This is a genomic window from Novosphingobium sp. 18050, assembly GCF_902706195.1.
In the GTDB taxonomy this organism is placed as follows: Bacteria; Pseudomonadota; Alphaproteobacteria; order Sphingomonadales; family Sphingomonadaceae; genus Novosphingobium.
The window spans coordinates 1-14542 of the sequence record NZ_CACSJO010000002.1 but is presented as its reverse complement, the minus strand read 5'-3'; the positions used below and the strand labels follow the sequence as shown (position 1 = coordinate 14542).

The 14542-nt window shown below is 67.7% G+C and carries 20 protein-coding genes and 1 pseudogene; 15 read left to right on the top strand and 6 right to left on the bottom strand.

Annotation, left to right across the window (positions count from 1 at the left end; all coding sequences use genetic code 11):
• The first annotated feature begins 9 nt into the window (after positions 1-9).
• On the top strand, positions 10-1470 hold the full coding sequence (locus GVL61_RS02520) for a hypothetical protein (protein ID WP_159976700.1): 1461 nt from the start codon (positions 10-12) through the stop codon (positions 1468-1470).
• A 69-nt stretch (positions 1471-1539) separates the two neighbouring features.
• On the opposite strand, the gene GVL61_RS02515 is transcribed toward GVL61_RS02520, so the two are convergent.
• From GVL61_RS02515 to GVL61_RS02490, 6 genes are all read right to left on the bottom strand, one after another.
• Positions 1540-2088: an NADPH-dependent FMN reductase gene (locus GVL61_RS02515; protein WP_159976698.1), complete on the bottom strand. Its 549-nt coding sequence runs from the start codon at positions 2086-2088 to the stop codon at positions 1540-1542.
• Between the two features lie 134 nt (positions 2089-2222).
• Positions 2223-2543 carry an usg protein gene (locus tag GVL61_RS02510; RefSeq protein WP_159976696.1) on the bottom strand — a complete coding sequence of 107 codons (321 nt, stop codon included), beginning with the start codon at positions 2541-2543 and terminating at the stop codon, positions 2223-2225.
• A gap of 122 nt (positions 2544-2665) precedes the next feature.
• Positions 2666-3202 (bottom strand): nuclear transport factor 2 family protein, encoded by a 537-nt coding sequence (locus GVL61_RS02505; protein WP_159976694.1) that lies wholly within the window; start codon positions 3200-3202, stop codon positions 2666-2668.
• Positions 3203-3204: 2 nt separating this feature from the next.
• Complete coding sequence (locus GVL61_RS02500) at positions 3205-4071, bottom strand: alpha/beta fold hydrolase (protein WP_159976692.1); 867 nt, start codon at positions 4069-4071, stop codon at positions 3205-3207.
• A gap of 3 nt (positions 4072-4074) precedes the next feature.
• The gene (locus tag GVL61_RS02495) at positions 4075-5034 is read right to left on the bottom strand and encodes a TauD/TfdA family dioxygenase (protein WP_159976690.1); all 960 of its coding nucleotides are present in this window, start codon (positions 5032-5034) and stop codon (positions 4075-4077) included.
• 72 nt (positions 5035-5106) lie between these two features.
• Positions 5107-5745, bottom strand: coding sequence for a YqaA family protein (locus GVL61_RS02490; protein ID WP_159976688.1), 639 nt, complete (start codon positions 5743-5745; stop codon positions 5107-5109).
• 216 nt (positions 5746-5961) lie between these two features.
• Between GVL61_RS02490 and GVL61_RS02485 the strand changes: the two genes are divergently transcribed.
• The 14 genes and pseudogenes from GVL61_RS02485 to GVL61_RS02420 form a co-directional block, all read left to right on the top strand.
• Positions 5962-6471 carry a hypothetical protein gene (locus GVL61_RS02485; protein WP_159976686.1) on the top strand — a complete coding sequence of 170 codons (510 nt, stop codon included), beginning with the start codon at positions 5962-5964 and terminating at the stop codon, positions 6469-6471.
• On the top strand, positions 6461-7783 hold the full coding sequence (locus GVL61_RS02480; RefSeq protein WP_159976684.1) for a DNA-packaging protein: 1323 nt from the start codon (positions 6461-6463) through the stop codon (positions 7781-7783). The genes GVL61_RS02485 and GVL61_RS02480 overlap by 11 nt, the downstream gene beginning before the upstream one ends.
• Positions 7784-8135: 352 nt before the next feature.
• On the top strand, positions 8136-9299 hold the full coding sequence (locus GVL61_RS02475; RefSeq protein ID WP_159976682.1) for a phage portal protein: 1164 nt from the start codon (positions 8136-8138) through the stop codon (positions 9297-9299).
• A complete protein-coding gene (locus tag GVL61_RS02470; RefSeq protein ID WP_159976680.1) occupies positions 9296-9604 on the top strand; it encodes a DUF6127 family protein in 309 nt (102 codons plus the stop codon). The genes GVL61_RS02475 and GVL61_RS02470 overlap by 4 nt, the downstream gene beginning before the upstream one ends.
• Positions 9601-10023, top strand: a complete 423-nt coding sequence (locus tag GVL61_RS02465; protein ID WP_159976678.1) for an HK97 family phage prohead protease — start codon at positions 9601-9603, stop codon at positions 10021-10023. Before GVL61_RS02470 ends, GVL61_RS02465 begins: the two co-directional genes overlap by 4 nt.
• 48 nt (positions 10024-10071) lie before the next feature.
• Positions 10072-11223 (top strand): phage major capsid protein, encoded by a 1152-nt coding sequence (locus GVL61_RS02460; protein WP_159976676.1) that lies wholly within the window; start codon positions 10072-10074, stop codon positions 11221-11223.
• A 129-nt stretch (positions 11224-11352) separates the two neighbouring features.
• Positions 11353-11901, top strand: coding sequence for a head-tail connector protein (locus tag GVL61_RS02455; RefSeq protein WP_159976674.1), 549 nt, complete (start codon positions 11353-11355; stop codon positions 11899-11901).
• Positions 11898-12062, top strand: a complete 165-nt coding sequence (locus GVL61_RS02450) for a hypothetical protein (protein ID WP_159976672.1) — start codon at positions 11898-11900, stop codon at positions 12060-12062. Before GVL61_RS02455 ends, GVL61_RS02450 begins: the two co-directional genes overlap by 4 nt.
• Before the next feature lie 3 nt (positions 12063-12065).
• A complete protein-coding gene (locus GVL61_RS02445) occupies positions 12066-12455 on the top strand; it encodes a DUF3168 domain-containing protein (RefSeq protein WP_159976670.1) in 390 nt (129 codons plus the stop codon).
• A 65-nt stretch (positions 12456-12520) separates the two neighbouring features.
• Complete coding sequence (locus tag GVL61_RS02440) at positions 12521-12928, top strand: phage major tail protein, TP901-1 family (RefSeq protein ID WP_159976668.1); 408 nt, start codon at positions 12521-12523, stop codon at positions 12926-12928.
• Positions 12925-13236, top strand: coding sequence for a gene transfer agent family protein (locus tag GVL61_RS02435; protein WP_159976666.1), 312 nt, complete (start codon positions 12925-12927; stop codon positions 13234-13236). Before GVL61_RS02440 ends, GVL61_RS02435 begins: the two co-directional genes overlap by 4 nt.
• Positions 13233-13433 (top strand): phage tail assembly chaperone, encoded by a 201-nt coding sequence (locus GVL61_RS02430; RefSeq protein WP_159976664.1) that lies wholly within the window; start codon positions 13233-13235, stop codon positions 13431-13433. Before GVL61_RS02435 ends, GVL61_RS02430 begins: the two co-directional genes overlap by 4 nt.
• Positions 13423-13992 carry a tail tape measure protein gene (locus GVL61_RS02425; RefSeq protein ID WP_159976662.1) on the top strand — a complete coding sequence of 190 codons (570 nt, stop codon included), beginning with the start codon at positions 13423-13425 and terminating at the stop codon, positions 13990-13992. Before GVL61_RS02430 ends, GVL61_RS02425 begins: the two co-directional genes overlap by 11 nt.
• 14 nt (positions 13993-14006) lie before the next feature.
• Positions 14007-14542: pseudogene (locus GVL61_RS02420) on the top strand (TIGR02217 family protein); the annotation flags it as partial.

Genomic DNA, 14542 nt, shown 5'->3' with positions numbered 1-14542 from the left:
AATTACACAATGAAGATCCACACGACCCGCTACGCGGTGCGTCGCGGCATATCGCGAGCCGCGATTTCGATGTTTGCACTTGCTATCGCCGGCTGCGGTGGTGGGGAAAGCGGAGGCGGAAACGGCGGTACAACTGCCAATACCGCGCCGTCCTTCACCTCGGCAAATCAGGTCTCGATCGCGGAGAACGCGACGACCATAGCCTATCAGGCGACCGCCTCCGACGCGCAGCGCGATACCATCATCTATTCGATCTCCGGCGGCGCCGATGCATCGGCTTTCACGATCTCATCCGCGGGTGCATTGAACTTCGTCTCTCCCCCGAACTACGACCTGCCGACCGATGTCGACGGTGACAACGTCTACCAGGTTACCCTTCAGGCAAGCGACGGCAAGCTGAGCACTACGCTCGGCGTGTCGGTTACCGTCACCAACGACCGCGAGGGCATCTCGGTCACACGGATTGCCACCGGCCTGGTCGATCCGGTCGGGATCGTCGGCCTCGGCAACGGCGCCGACATCGCAATTGCACTAAAGGCGAATACGATCCTCAGGATCGATGGCAAGACTGGTTCGTCCTCGCAGCTTCACGTCCTCATGGACAGTGTCGGACGCCCCTTTCCCGGACTGACGATGCTCGGCCTCGCCCGTGCCCGGGGCAATGGCTCGCAACAGGCGCTCTACGTCCTTACCCAGGTCAGCAACCAGGCCTCGGTCTATTGTATCGGTTGCTTGACGACTCCGATCTCCGGGAACCTCGTCGACACGTCGGACGGAGCAAACCTCGCCATCGGCACCGGACCAGACGGCGCCGCCTATATCGCGATAGGCGATCCCGACGGCACCCGCGCACAGGCCCTCGGTTTCTACAACAAGTACGGAAAGATATACCGCTATATACTCGATCCCGACCCCTATTCCGGCGCCAGCGTTCCGATTGACCTCTTCCAGAAGGATCTGGTCGGCGTGGGCCTTCGCGAACCTGTTGGTGTCACCACGTTCCCCGGCGCCCGGTTGGCCGTTTCGGATCGCGGCGGCAGCACCTTCGATGAGCTGTCGCTCACCGCTGCGCTGAAAGACCTCAACTTCGGCTGGCCCTTCTTCGAGGGAACGCTCGAGAAGAACGCGGGCGGCGCGGGGCTTGCCGGACTGGTCAAACCCTCGCTGGTCGTCCCCCTCGGCTCGGAAAAGCGGCAGAGCCGCGGCATCATCGGCGGGCTGGCGTATACCGGCTATATCTCGGGCATCGCTAACCACTACGTCTTTGCCGACAAGGATGGCCACATCTGGTCCATTCCCCTGTCGAAATTCGACAATGGCGGCACTCCGGCAGCCGCTGCGCTCGAAATACGCAACGAGGACTTCAAGCCCGACGCAGGCACGATCGACCATCCGGTGGGCATGGCGGTCGACGCCAACGGCGCACTCTACATCCTGGACAGCGACGGCGAACTGTTCCGGGTCAGCTGACCGCGCATCGTCAGGATGCGGTGCAGCGCCGAGCCCGGCCCCTATGTACGGGGCCGGGCTCGGCTCCGCTTAACCTCCGTGCGTCTCGACCAGCTTCAGGAATGCTTCCATCCAGCCGCCGAGGAACGTCGCCGAAGCCTCGCCCACGGTGCCATCGGGGTTCAGCAGGCCGTCCTTCCACTGCAGGAATGCCTCGGGCGCGCCCAGCGTCGGCATGTCGAGGTAGGCCAGCACGTTACGAAGGTGCTGCTGCGACAGTGCCGTGCCGATCGCGCCCACCGACACACCGATGACGCCGGCCGGCTTCCCGGCCCAGGCGTTCTGCCCATAAGGCCGCGAGGCATGGTCGATGGCGTTCTTGAGCACGCCCGGGATCGAGCGGTTGTACTCCGCCGTCACGAACAACACGCCGTCCGAGCCGGACACCAGCGCCTTGAGCGCCTTGACGCTGTCCGCCTGTCCCCCGTCATCGTCCTGATCGTAGAGCGGCAGCGAGCCGATATCGGCGAAAGTGAACTCGTGCGTTTGCGCCGCCGGCAGGCGGGTCAGCGCCTCGGCGACCTGGCGGTTGAACGATTCGGCGCGAAGGCTGCCGACGACGACGGCGATCTTGGACATGGCAATTCCTTTGGAAAAAGGCGGCGCGGTGCCGGCAACATGACGCGATTGCCGGCGAACGGAAGTATACTACCAAGCGGTTTGACGCGTTCATGACAATGGAGACGGACACCGCCCGTCCCCAAGCCAAACACTCAGTGGATCGAGATGATCCCGTCCACCGCGCGCCATTCCTGCGGCCCGATCAGGTGATTGTGGGCGATCCGCACCGAATGCAGCGGTCCCTCGATCTCGCGGCCCCAGAATTCGAGGAAACCGCGCAGCACCGGAAAGCGCGGGGCGACGTCGTATTGCTGGAACGCGAAAAGCTGCAGCAGTCGGGGATGGTCGGGCAGGAAGTAATGCACCTCGATCGTGGTCAGGCCGTAGCCTGCGAGCTGCCTGAGGAAATCGGGCGAACTTTGCACATTGTGCACAGAGCCCTGGATCGGTGATGCTTCCGGTCGACCAGCCATAGTCCTCCTTCCGGCACCGCGGCTCGAAGGGCGAATGGGGCAACCTGCCCCATTGTTGCGGTGCAGCGCCATGAGGATGCCATATCGATAATACCAGTCAAGTGCTTGTGCAGGCGGGGTTCCTAGCCTTTCGGCCGGCGCGGCACCGGCGGACGGTGGTAGCTCACGTCAGTCCGGTCACGGCTGGCCTGGCAGGGCTCCCCCGCCGTATACGCCGTCATCGGCGAGGGCGAGAGCATCGCCTTGGGTACGTCGTAAGTCCCCTCGACGATCGTCACCCGATTGGCGATGCGCCATTCATCACCGCGCTTGCGGAAATGGTCGATATAGCGCCCGGTCGACATGAAGTTGGGGCCCTCGGCCGTGACGCCCGAAAAGTGATAATAAGTCTCGCAGAAGGCCTCGTCGCCGGCCAGATCGCAGACGTGGTTGAGGATCGCGTGCTGGGTCGCCTCGAACATCAGCGTGGTGCCGTCCGCCCAGGTCACGAAGTCGCCGGGCGTGCCGACGAAATGGCCGTGGTCCTCGATCGCATCTTCCCAGTAGCAGGCACGGAGCATTTCGTTGTCGAGCCGGTCCAGCCCCCGCGCATAGCGCAGCAGGACCTGATGAATTTCGTGCCGCTCCACCAGTTCGGCCATCTTCGCATCGATGGCCATCTTCAGTCCTTGAGCCAGTCGAGCAGCATGGGCGCCATCAGCGGCCACCGCTCGAACCGCCCGCGCCGGGCGGCGGTGTCGACGGGGAAAGTGGACACATAGTTCCATTCCTGATCGCCCCAAGGCGGCTCGAACAGCGTGGAATTGGGCAGCAGGCGATGCACCCATTCCGAAGTTTCGCGCGTGTGGGCCATATCGCTATGCCCGGAACGGAAGGTCATGACGGGCATCGTCAACCGGGCGAAATCGGCTTCGGCCAGACCCGGCACCGGCGACGCGTCCGAATAGGCAAAGGCCTTGGCCCAGCGCTGCATGACCGCAATATAGGCGTCCGCGTCCTGCGCCAGCAGGGTCTCGCGGACTTTCGGATTGCGCGCGATCTGGTCGGCCCAGCTCGGGAGCGCCGCCACCGCCTCCATGCCGCCCTTGCTCGCCGCCGCGATCTGGTCTCCGCAGTAGAACCACGCAAGGCCCGCCAGCCCGACCGGCCCGCCGCTGATCCACCAGATCGCCACCTTGCGCACGTTCTGCGGCATCTGCGCCGCCGCCAGCAGCGCGATCCGCGATCCCGCCGAGCCGCCCACCAGAGTCACATCCTTGAGCCCCAGAGCGGAGACGAGGCCGACCAACGCATCGCAGTTCATCGCCGATTCGCTGGGCGCGGTGAAAGCGATGTCCGAGGCACCGCAGCCCGGCCGGTCCCACAGCAGCACGCGGTAACCGCCCTGCGCCAGTTTCTCGCCCAGTTCGGGCACGCCGGCCGTATCGCGCGGATAGCGCCCACCCGGTGTCAGCACCAGGGGCGGCGCACCTTCCTCGCCCAGCAGTTCATAGTCGAGCGTCAGCCCGTTCACCTCGATCTTCGCCATGTTTCAGGCCATCGCGTCGACGCTGACCGCCGCACCGGGTGCGCTTTCCCAGCGGCCGAAGCCATAATCGCCGGCGATCGTTGTGCGGTACATCAGCCGCTCGTCCTCGGGATCGTTGCCGGATACGCAGTGCAGCATCCGCAAGTTGTCCCAGATCGCCATGTCGTTCTCGCGCCACTTGTGATGGTAGCTGCAGCTTTTGCCGAGGCGGTTGATCTCCTGGCACACCTCTTCGAGCAGCGCGTCGCCCTCGGCGGTCTCGTCGCCGACAAATCCCTGCGCCATGTAGGACGAGACGTGGAGCACTTTCTCTCCGGTCGGCCGGGTCCAGACAGAGGGGTGGATCGCACGCGGCATCGCGGCGACCTGTTCGGCAAAGCCGGCGGGCATCGGCTTGGGCTCGATCATCCGGTACTGCCCAGGGCGGCCGAACTTGAGTTCGTCGTACTGGGTGCTGAGCGTGTAGACGACCTCGGTCCCCTCGAGCCGCCGGCGCAGGTCTTCCGGAAACGCGGCATAGAGCGCGATGCCGTCGAGAAAGCCGGTGATCCCGCCCTCCTCCACCCGCTCGACCGAGCGCAGCACCCCGGCGCGGTTGAGTTCGTCGTTGTAGCAATGGTCGAAATGCCAGGGCAGCCAGTGCGAAAGCCGCTTGCCATCGACCTCGACGACGCCCCGGCCGCGCTGGCTGCGGATTTCGATGACGCCCGGCATCCGGCCCGCATCCACGCGGCCCACGCCTTTCACCGGATGCTCCTTGAGCGGCCCGAAGCAGCTGCTGATCGCCAGCTGCATCGCATCGGTCTGCTCGACATCCTCGAACACGATCATGCCGTGCGTCACGAACAGGGCGTCGATCTCGTCGCGGACGGACTTGTCCTGCAATGCGCCGAGCGTCAGCCCGCCGATGCGCACGCCGAAGGGAAGACCGTCCTCAAGCGGCGCGGTGGTGAATGACGACATGGCCCAAACTCTCCCGAAATCCTTGTTTTCGGGAGAGAGGCTAAGGCGCTCAGGCCTGCGGGGTAAAGCCGCTCAGGCGGTTTTTGCCGCCACAGCCGATGCACACTTCTCGCTGGTCGTGTTGCCGCCGCCGCCCAGCATCGTAACGGCGAGGAAACCGGCGACGATCAGCAGCACGAACGCCACCGTCACTTTGCCCAGGTGCTTGTCGATCATCGCCTTGATCGGCGCGCCGAACAGGCGGAACAGCACGCCCACGATCATGAAGCTGATCGAGCGTGAGATGATCGAGGCGCCGATGAAGACCCACAGGTTCATGCCGATGAACCCGGCGGTGATCGTCAGCAGCTTGAAGGGAATCGGCGTCGCGCCCTTCACGACGATGATCTCGGCACCGTAGTCCCGCAGATAGCACGCGGCCTTGGGGAAGCTTTCGGCCAGCCCCAATGCGTGCAGCATAGCCTCGCCGAAAGCCGCATAGGCGAAGTGCCCGATCGCATAGCCCAGCAGACCACCCGCGACCGACCCCAGCGTGGCGAAGGCGGCAAAGCGAACTGCCTTCTTCGGTTCGGCCAGGCACATCAGGCCCAGCAGCGGGTGCGGCGGCACCGGGAAGAAGCTCGCCTCCATGAACGCGAAAGCAGCCAGCCACCACTCCGCATGGCGGTGCGCAGCCTTGGCCATGGTCCAGTCGTAGAGGCGGCGCAGCATAAATTTCCCCCAAGGCATAAAGCCCCAACGCGGCCCGTTTAGTGGCCTCGCTGCATCGCGGCAAGGGGCGGCATTCACCCGTCAGGAAACCCATTTGGTTATTTATCGTTGACACCGTCACGCTGTTTAGGTACATATCAAGAACATCGCGAAACACCGAGTCGCTCCGGCGGCCCTGGTATCGCTCCCACCCCAGTAATCGAAACGGACAGCAAGATGGCGGACAAGAGTCCCGATCGTCGGCGCGCGCCTGCCGCCGAGAAAGCCGCACCTCCGCGCGTCTGGCGCGGCCCGTTCCTCGCCGAACTCGCCGCCACCTCGAACGTGACGGCCTCGGCCCGCAAGGCCGGGACCAACACCGCGCGCGTCTACGAACTGCGCCGCGCCGACCCGGTGTTCTACCGCGAATGGCAGGAGGCCCTGTGCGAAGGCTATGACCTGCTGGAACTGAACCTGCTCCACCGCCTGCGCGAAGGCGAAGTGAAACCCGCCCCCGGCTCCAAACGCGGCACCCGCGTGTTCGACAACGCGACCGCGCTGCGGCTGCTCGTCGCCCATCGCGAAACGGCGGCCCGCCAGCGCGCCGTCATCGACAACCGCAATTCCGACGCCATCCTCGACGCCATCAACGCAAAGATCGAAAAGATGCGCGAACGCCGCCTCGCCGCGCCCCAGCCGCAGCTGCCGTCCCCAGCCGAAGGAGCGCCGGTGACCGATGATAAGTGAACATCTGGCGATCCTGGAATCGCTTCCCCCCGCCGAACGGCGCCGCAAGATGAAGTCCTTCAACGACAAGGAACGCGACGAACTGCTCACCCACTGGCAGCTCTGGGCCCGCCCGCAGCAGCTCCCTCCGCCCGGAGACTGGCGCATCTGGCTGATCATGGCCGGTCGCGGCTTCGGCAAGACCCGTGCCGGCGCCGAATGGGTGCGCGCCGTCGCCAAGGCCGATCCCGATGCCCGTATCGCCCTCGTCGGCGCCACCCTGCCCGAAGTGCGTGCGGTGATGGTCGAAGGCGAAAGCGGCCTGCTCTCCGTCGGACCGGAACCCCAGAGGCCGCGCTTCGAACCCTCGCTGCGGCGCGTCTCATGGCCCAACGGCGCGCAGGCTACGATCTACTCGGCGCTCGAACCCGAAACCCTGCGCGGCCCCCAGCACAGCCATGCCTGGTGCGACGAAGTCGCCAAGTGGGACAACGCATCCGCCCGCGCGACCCGCGCATGGGACAACCTCCTGCTCGGCCTGCGCCTGGGCGAAAGCCCACGCGCACTGGCCACTACCACCCCGCGCGCCGTGCCCCTTGTCCAGCGCCTCATGGCCGAACCGGCGGAAGATATCGTCATCACCCGAGGCAGCACCGAAGACAACCGCGACAACCTGCCCGCGCGCTTCGTGAACGACATCCGCCGCAGCTTCGGCAGATCGCTGCTCGGCCGTCAGGAACTCGACGGAGAACTGATCGCCGACATCGAAGGCGCCCTCTGGACCCGCGCCCTGCTCGAATCCTGCCGCGGGGACGCAGCGCCTGAGTTGACCCGCGTGGTCGTGGCCGTGGACCCCCCGGCCTCCGCCTCGGGAGACGCCTGCGGGATCGTGGTGGCCGGCCTGGCCGCCGACGGCACCGCCCACATTCTCGCCGACGCTTCGGTAGAGAAAGCCAGCCCCGAACGCTGGGCGCGTGCAGTAGCGAACGCCGCGCAGGTCTGGAACGCCGACCGCGTCGTTGCCGAAGCCAATCAGGGCGGCGCGATGGTCGGCTCGGTTCTGCGAGCGGCGCAGCTGTCGCTGCCGCTGAAACTGGTCCACGCCATCCGGGGCAAAGTCGCCCGCGCAGAGCCGGTCGCCGCGCTCTACGAAGCAGGGCGGGTGCGGCACGCCGGGACTTTTCCGGCGCTGGAGGACGAGCTGTGCGGGCTGGTCGCCGGCGGGGCGTATCAGGGGCCGGGGCGGTCGCCGGACCGGGCCGATGCCCTGGTCTGGGCCTTGACCGAACTGATGCTCGGAAAGGCTTCGGAGCCGCGCGTGAGAGTTGCCTGAAGGGGAAGACCTGGGGCCATTGCCCCAGACCCCGGAAATGTCGGCGCCGCGCGAGCAGCGTCGTGGCGGTCTGGTTCAACCTTGCGATTTTTGTCACGCGGAGGCGCGGAGATACCATGCGGCGCCGCAGGCTATGTCACTTCTCGAACGGTGCGCAATGCGCTCCCTCTGAATAGATAAATGGCTGTGCCGCAAGCACTGCATCTCCGTGACTACGCGCCTCCGCGTGATCCCATTTCACCGTCTCAATGAGCGCCAAACGAAGCTGCACACACGGCGCCGACATTACCGGGGTCTGGGGCGATGGCCCCAGCTCTTCCCTCCCTTCCATCTCTTCCTCGAAAGGAACCCCATGTCCTTCCTCGAAACCCTCATCGCCGCCTTCAAAGGCGAAAGCATCCGCGTGCCACTCGCGCGCGGCAACGCCTCCCCCTGGTTCTTCACCGAAGGCGGAAACGGGCGTGCTCCGTTCGAGTACAACCACGCCGTCCGCCGCGCCTATCTGGAGAACCCGGTCGCCCAGCGCGCGGTTCGCCTTGTCGCCGAGGGTATTGGCGGCGCGCCGCTGAAGCCTGCGGACCCGGCGATCAGCGCGCTCGTCACCGACACCAGCGCCGGGCAGTCGCTGCTGGAGACGCTGGCATCGCATCTGCTGCTTCATGGCAATGCCTATGTGCAGGTGCTGAAAGACGCGCGCGGGCGGCCGGTCGAACTCTATGCCCTGCGCCCCGAGCGGATCAGCGTCATCGCCGGGGACGACGGCTGGCCCGCCGCTTTCGCCTATGAAGTCGCGGGCAAGCGCATTTCGATCCCGCTGCTGGACGAGGACGCATCGCCCAACGTGATCCACATCCGCCACTTCCATCCGGGCGACGATCACTACGGCGCGGGCTGCCTTTGCGCTGCCGACGAGGCGGTCGCCACGCACAATGCCGCATCGATCTGGAACCGTCAGCTGCTGGAGAACGCGGCGCGGCCTTCGGGCGCTCTGGTCTACGAAGGCGGTGACGGCGCCGGGCTGACCGGCGACCAGTTCGACCGCCTGAAAGCCGAGCTGACCACCGCCTATTCGGGCATGGCCAACGCGGGTCGCCCGATGCTTCTGGAGGGCGGGCTGACGTGGCAGGCGATGGCGATGACGCCCGCCGACATGGACTTCGCCACGCTGAAGGCCGCCGCCGCGCGCGACATCGCGCTTGCTTTCGGGGTGCCGCCGATGCTGCTGGGACTACCCGGCGATGCGACCTACAACAATTACCGCGAGGCCAACCGCGCGCTGTGGCGGCTGACGCTGCTGCCGCTGGCCGCCAAGCTGCTCGCCGCGATTGGCGAGGGTCTGGCGCCGTGGTTCCCCGATGCGGCGCTGGCGATCGACCTCGACCGTGTCCCCGCGCTGGCGGAGGACCGAGAGCGGCTGTGGTCGCAGGTCAGCGCCGCCGATTTTCTCGACGATACGGAAAAACGCGCCCTGCTGGGCCTGCCTCCGCGTGCAACCAATTCGGAGAACAAATCATGAACTCCAATGACATGCTGGCGGGTCTGCTCGCCCAGGCGACCGCGCAGGGCGGCGATCTCGTCACCTTGCGCGCGGTGGTCGAGGAGGCCAGCGAACTGGGCGCGCAGCGGATGCTCGCCCGCATCGGTCTGGACGACGAGACCGCGCTGCAGGACATGGGCGAACTGCGCGAACTGCTCCGGGCCTGGCGCGATGCCAAGTCGAGCGCGCGGACCGCAGTGGTGAACTGGATCGTGCGCGGCGCACTGGCGCTGCTGCTGCTTGGCCTGACGGTCCGCCTTGGCGCCACGGAGCTGCTGCGATGATCCTCGGGCGAGCTCAGGACGAGCAGGCGCTGAGGTTCGCCGGATACGCCGCCCTGTTCGGCAAGCCCGACGCGGCACGCGACATGATCCGCCCCGGCGCCTTCGCCCGCACCCTTGCCGAGCGCCGCGATCTGCTGCCGCTCCTGTGGCAGCACCGCGCGGACCTGCGCATCGGCTGGATCGAGACCGTGGCCGAGGACGCGCGCGGCCTGCGTATCGTCGGCATGGTCGACAACCCCTTCGGCGCGGCCGGGCTGGCGCTGAGCCGGGGGACCGTCACCGGCCTCTCCTTCGGTTACCGCGCCCGCGCCAGCCGCCGCACCGAACAGGGCCGCGAACTGCTCGACATCGACATGTTCGAGGTGAGCCTCGTGACTCACCCGATGCAGCATGAAGCGCGCGTCCACCTGATCGCGTGATGCCGCTTTCCTCCCGTTTCCCCACGCCAACGAAAAGGTGAATACCCCATGGAAGCCACTCCCCCCGTCGAGGCGCTGGACGCCTCTTTCGACCTGGTCACCCGCCAGGACGCCACCGAAGCCGCCGTCGAGGCCCTGCGCGGCGATGTCGACGATGTGAAGACCCGGCTCGACCGCGTCTCGCGCGCTGCCTCCCGCCCGCTGATTGAAGCCTCGGGCGCGAGCCTTGGTTCCGGGCCCAGCCTCGAAGTGAAGAGCTTCGTCCAGGGCTACCTGCGCTCGGGCCGCGAGACGGAACTGAAGTCGCTTTCGGGCGCGGTCATGGCGGACGGCGGCTATGCCGTCCCGCGTGAGATCGACGCGCTGATCTCGGCCCGCCTCAGGAACATCAGCCCGATCCGCGCCATCGCGCAGGTCGTCCAGACCGGCAGCGCCGGGTATCGCAAGCTGGTCACCACCGGCGGCTCGGCCTCTGGCTGGGTCAGCGAAACCGCGCTGCGCCCCGAAACCGCCACCCCCGCCTTCGCCGAGATCGCTCCGCCCTCGGGCGAACTCTACGCCAACCCGGCGGCCAGCCAGGCCATGCTCGACGATGCCGCCTTCGACATCCAGACATGGCTGGCGGACGAGATCGCGATGGAATTCGCCCGTGCGGAAGGTGCCGCTTTCGTGGGCGGCTCCGGGATCAACCAGCCGCGCGGTTTCCTCAACGCCGCCACCAGCACCGCCGGGGATGCGACGCGCACCTTCGGCACGCTGCAGCACCTCGTCTCGGGCAATGCCACCGGCTTCGACACCTCGCCCGAGCTGAAGCTGATCGACCTCGTCCACTCGCTCAAGGCGGGCCACCGTCAGGGCGCAAGCTGGGTGATGAACTCCAAGACGCTGGCGGCGGTGCGCAAGCTGAAGGCGGCGGACGGCTCGTTCCTGTGGCAGCCGGGGCTGATGGAAGGCCAGCCCAACCGCCTGCTCGGCTACCCGGTGGTCGAGGCCGAGGACATGCCCGACGTCGGCGCCGGCGTCTTCCCGATCGCCTTCGGCAACTTCCGCGCCGGCTACCTGATCGCCGAGCGTTCGGCGACCTCGATCCTGCGTGATCCGTTCACCAACAAGCCCTTCGTCCACTTCTACGCGACGAAGCGGATCGGCGGGCAGGTACTGGATTCCGACGCGATCAAGTTGCTGCGCATCTCGGCCTGATGACAGCAGGATAGCGCGGGCGGGGGCCGATCCCCTGCGCCCTCCCCCGCGTCAGCCCGCGCCGCCGTTTCCCCTCCCGGCGGCGCGGGCACCTCATTCCTTCCCGTCCATTCCTGATCGGAGATACCCATGAACCGGGTCATCCTTACGCCGGCCGCGCTGCCGTCATCGGCGCTTGCCGAGCTCAAGCAGTGGCTCGGCATCACCACGGACAGCGATGATTCGCTGCTCACCGCACTCCTTGCCGCCGCACTCGAGACCTGCGAGGCGTTCATCGGCGCCTTGCCGTTGGAAGCCGAATGCGAGGAACTGCTCAGCGCCCGCGCCGGCTGGCACAGTCTGGCGACACGCCCGGTCCAGGCCATTGCCGCGATCGAGGGCCTGACCGGGCAAGCCACCCGCCTCGTCCTCGATCCCGCAAGCTGGGAGGCAGACCTCGATGCCGATGGCGCCGGCCGCGTGCGCCTGCCGCTGCCGGGCGAGGCAAAGCGCGTGGCCGTGCGCTTCACCGCCGGTCTTGCCGCCGACTGGGACGCATTGCCCGAATCGCTGCGCCACGGCGTGGTCCGCCTCGCCGCGCACCAACACCGCGAGCGTGACACCGCTGGCGCCGCACCGCTGCCCCCCGCTTCGGTGGCCGCGCTGTGGCGTCCCTGGCGGCGGATGCGGCTGGCATGATCGAGGCCGACGCCCCGTTCGAGGCCCTCGCCAAACGCCTCGCCGCCCGCGCTGCCAAACTTGCCGCCGCCCATGCCGCCGTCCGCCTTCTCGCCGCGCGCGGGGACGAACGCCGCTGGCGGCGCGCGGGGCTGGTCTGGCCGCTTTTCGCGAAAGGATAAGTGATGGAAATGCCCTTGCGCGCCGCCCTGATCGGCTGGCTCCGTGCCGATCCGGTGCTGGTCTCCAGCCTGAACGCGGTGACCGAGGAAGCCCCCTCGCGCAGCAGCCTGCCGTGGCTGGCCATCGCCGCCAGCGCCAGCACCGACTGGAGCTGCAAGACCGCGCCAGGCCGCGAGGTGCGTGTAGCGCTGGAACTGCACTGCCGGGGCGACGCGCCGGATGCCGCTGCCGATGTCGTCGCTGCGATCGAGGCGCGTATCGAAACCCTGCCCCGCACGCAGCCGGCGTTCCACGTCGCGACGGTCCAGTTCCTGCGCGCCCGCGCCGAGCAGCGCGGCGAAAGCCGCCGCGCGATCCTGCTCGAATACCGCTTCCGCCTGCTGGCGGCCTGATCCTTCGACAAGCTCAGGATGAGCCCGTCGACGCCCCTTCGCCCCACCCACAAAGGAACCACGCCATGACCGCCCAGAAAGGCAGCGCCTTCCTCCTCAAGATCTCCAACGGCGGCGCGCCCGCCAGTTACCAGACCGTCGCCGGCCTGCGCACCACGCAGATGTCGGTGACAGGCGATGCGGTGGTCGTCACCTCCAAGGACAGCGGCGGATGGCGTGAACTGCTGTCGGGCGCGGGCGTCCGCTCGGTATCGGTCAGCGCGGCGGGCATCTTCCTGGGCAGCGCCGCCGAGGCGCAGGTGCGCGCCAACGCCATGTCCGGCACGCTGGACGACTACGAACTCAGCTTCGAGGACGGCGAGCGCCTGCGCGGCAGGTTCCTGGTCCAGCGGTTGGACTATGCCGGCGATTTCAACGGCGAGCGCAACTACACGCTCCAGCTGGAAAGCTCGGGCCAGGTCTCCCCGGCATGACAGCGCCCAACCCCCTGCGCGGCGAGGCCAGCCTGCCCATCGCCGGAACGCCGCGCTGCCTGCGCCCCACCTTCACCGCGCTTGTCGCCGCAGAGGAGGAACTTGGTCCCCTGTTCGCGCTGGTCGAACGCGCGGGAGCGGGTGAACTGCGCCTCGCCGAAATGGCAGCGCTGTTCTGGCACTGCCTGGCCGACCGCGACGCGCTGACCCGCGAGGCGGTGGGCGAGGCGGTGGTGACGCAGGGCCTTGCCGCCTGCGCCGCGCCCTTGCGCACGCTGCTCGCCCAGATCCTGAAAGGCGCGCCGTGAACCAGACCTTCGCCGCCGCCGCGCTGGCGCTGTGCGGCCTTTCCGCCCGCACGCTGGGCTGGCGGCCGCACGAATTCTGGGCCGCGACCCCTGCTGAACTCGCCTCCGCGCTCGGCTTGCTTTGCCCTGACGCGGCAGCCGCAGGGTTCGACCGGCAGACCCTGCAACGCCTGATGGAGCACGATCATGGACGATGAAATCGACAGCCTGCTAGTGGAAGTGCGCGCCAGTACCGCCGGCTTCACCCGCGACATCGCGCAAATGCGCGGCGCCGTCGACGGGGACCTTGTGTCGGGCTTCACGCGGGCGGGAGACGCGCTCGAACGCGGGCTTTCCGGCGCGATCCGCAAGGGCAGCCTCGGCTTCGACGACCTCAAGCGCACCGCCTCCTCCGCGCTGGACGCCATTGCCGGACAGGCCGCGCAGACCCTCGCCTCGGCCGTCCTCGGCGGTGGTTCCGGCGGAGGCGGCGGACTGCTCGACCTGTCCGGCCTGCTCTCAGGCGCGCTGGGCCTGCCGGGCCGGGCGACGGGCGGCAACGTCTCGCCGGGGCGCGGCTATAGGGTGGGCGAGCGCGGGCCGGAAGTCTTCGTGCCCACCTCTGCCGGGCGGATCGAGACGGGCAGCGGCGGCGCAGGCCGCGACGTGCGCGTGGCGATCAACCTCAATGCCCCGCGCGGCGCCGGCACGCCGCAGTCGCTTCAGCGCTCCTCGCGGCAGGTGGCCAGCGCCGTACGCCGCGCCCTCACGTACTGATCAGGAGAAACGCCATGGCATTCTGGCTCGCCGGAACACGCGAAGGGCAGGCCAGTGACTGGATCATGCGCTTCGATCCGCGCTTCTGGACCGTCAACTTCCCGCGCCCGATGATGGCCACCGTGGTTTCGACCGCGCCCGATGCGCTGCGCGTCGACGCGGCGTTCCTGCGCCGGGCCGACCTCGGCGGCCTGATCTGGGACAGCGCGGACACGCTGGACCACCCGCTGCTCGCCTACCGCGCCGACCGCGATTATGCCCACACATCACTGCGGCTGCGCTGGCGCTCGTCCGGGATCGTGCCGCTGGACGCCGTCAACGGCCCGACGCTGACGATCGAGGGCAAGGACGCCTCCGGCGCCCCGCACACCTGGTACGTGCGGCTCTGGAACTATGCGCAAGGGACCGGCGAGGACGCGGTGATCTCGCTGAACTTCTCCGCGCTCGACGGCGGTTTCTCGCTGCCCGCCGACGCCGACCGCGTATGGCCCGGCGCAATCGAGCGGATGTTCATCTCCTTCGCCCCGCCCGGCTACGACGGCGCCAGCCC

Excerpts from the sequence above, each read along its gene's own strand:
- GVL61_RS02520 (WP_159976700.1), top strand. The coding sequence starts at position 10 with ATGAAGATCCACACGACCCGCTACGCGGTGCGTCGCGGCATATCGCGA.
- GVL61_RS02515 (WP_159976698.1), bottom strand. The coding sequence starts at position 2,088 with ATGTCCAAGATCGCCGTCGTCGTCGGCAGCCTTCGCGCCGAATCGTTC.
- GVL61_RS02510 (WP_159976696.1), bottom strand. The coding sequence starts at position 2,543 with ATGGCTGGTCGACCGGAAGCATCACCGATCCAGGGCTCTGTGCACAAT.
- GVL61_RS02505 (WP_159976694.1), bottom strand. The coding sequence starts at position 3,202 with ATGGCCATCGATGCGAAGATGGCCGAACTGGTGGAGCGGCACGAAATT.
- GVL61_RS02500 (WP_159976692.1), bottom strand. The coding sequence starts at position 4,071 with ATGGCGAAGATCGAGGTGAACGGGCTGACGCTCGACTATGAACTGCTG.
- GVL61_RS02495 (WP_159976690.1), bottom strand. The coding sequence starts at position 5,034 with ATGTCGTCATTCACCACCGCGCCGCTTGAGGACGGTCTTCCCTTCGGC.
- GVL61_RS02490 (WP_159976688.1), bottom strand. The coding sequence starts at position 5,745 with ATGCTGCGCCGCCTCTACGACTGGACCATGGCCAAGGCTGCGCACCGC.
- GVL61_RS02485 (WP_159976686.1), top strand. The coding sequence starts at position 5,962 with ATGGCGGACAAGAGTCCCGATCGTCGGCGCGCGCCTGCCGCCGAGAAA.
- GVL61_RS02480 (WP_159976684.1), top strand. The coding sequence starts at position 6,461 with ATGATAAGTGAACATCTGGCGATCCTGGAATCGCTTCCCCCCGCCGAA.
- GVL61_RS02475 (WP_159976682.1), top strand. The coding sequence starts at position 8,136 with ATGTCCTTCCTCGAAACCCTCATCGCCGCCTTCAAAGGCGAAAGCATC.
- GVL61_RS02470 (WP_159976680.1), top strand. The coding sequence starts at position 9,296 with ATGAACTCCAATGACATGCTGGCGGGTCTGCTCGCCCAGGCGACCGCG.
- GVL61_RS02465 (WP_159976678.1), top strand. The coding sequence starts at position 9,601 with ATGATCCTCGGGCGAGCTCAGGACGAGCAGGCGCTGAGGTTCGCCGGA.
- GVL61_RS02460 (WP_159976676.1), top strand. The coding sequence starts at position 10,072 with ATGGAAGCCACTCCCCCCGTCGAGGCGCTGGACGCCTCTTTCGACCTG.
- GVL61_RS02455 (WP_159976674.1), top strand. The coding sequence starts at position 11,353 with ATGAACCGGGTCATCCTTACGCCGGCCGCGCTGCCGTCATCGGCGCTT.
- GVL61_RS02450 (WP_159976672.1), top strand. The coding sequence starts at position 11,898 with ATGATCGAGGCCGACGCCCCGTTCGAGGCCCTCGCCAAACGCCTCGCC.
- GVL61_RS02445 (WP_159976670.1), top strand. The coding sequence starts at position 12,066 with ATGGAAATGCCCTTGCGCGCCGCCCTGATCGGCTGGCTCCGTGCCGAT.
- GVL61_RS02440 (WP_159976668.1), top strand. The coding sequence starts at position 12,521 with ATGACCGCCCAGAAAGGCAGCGCCTTCCTCCTCAAGATCTCCAACGGC.
- GVL61_RS02435 (WP_159976666.1), top strand. The coding sequence starts at position 12,925 with ATGACAGCGCCCAACCCCCTGCGCGGCGAGGCCAGCCTGCCCATCGCC.
- GVL61_RS02425 (WP_159976662.1), top strand. The coding sequence starts at position 13,423 with ATGGACGATGAAATCGACAGCCTGCTAGTGGAAGTGCGCGCCAGTACC.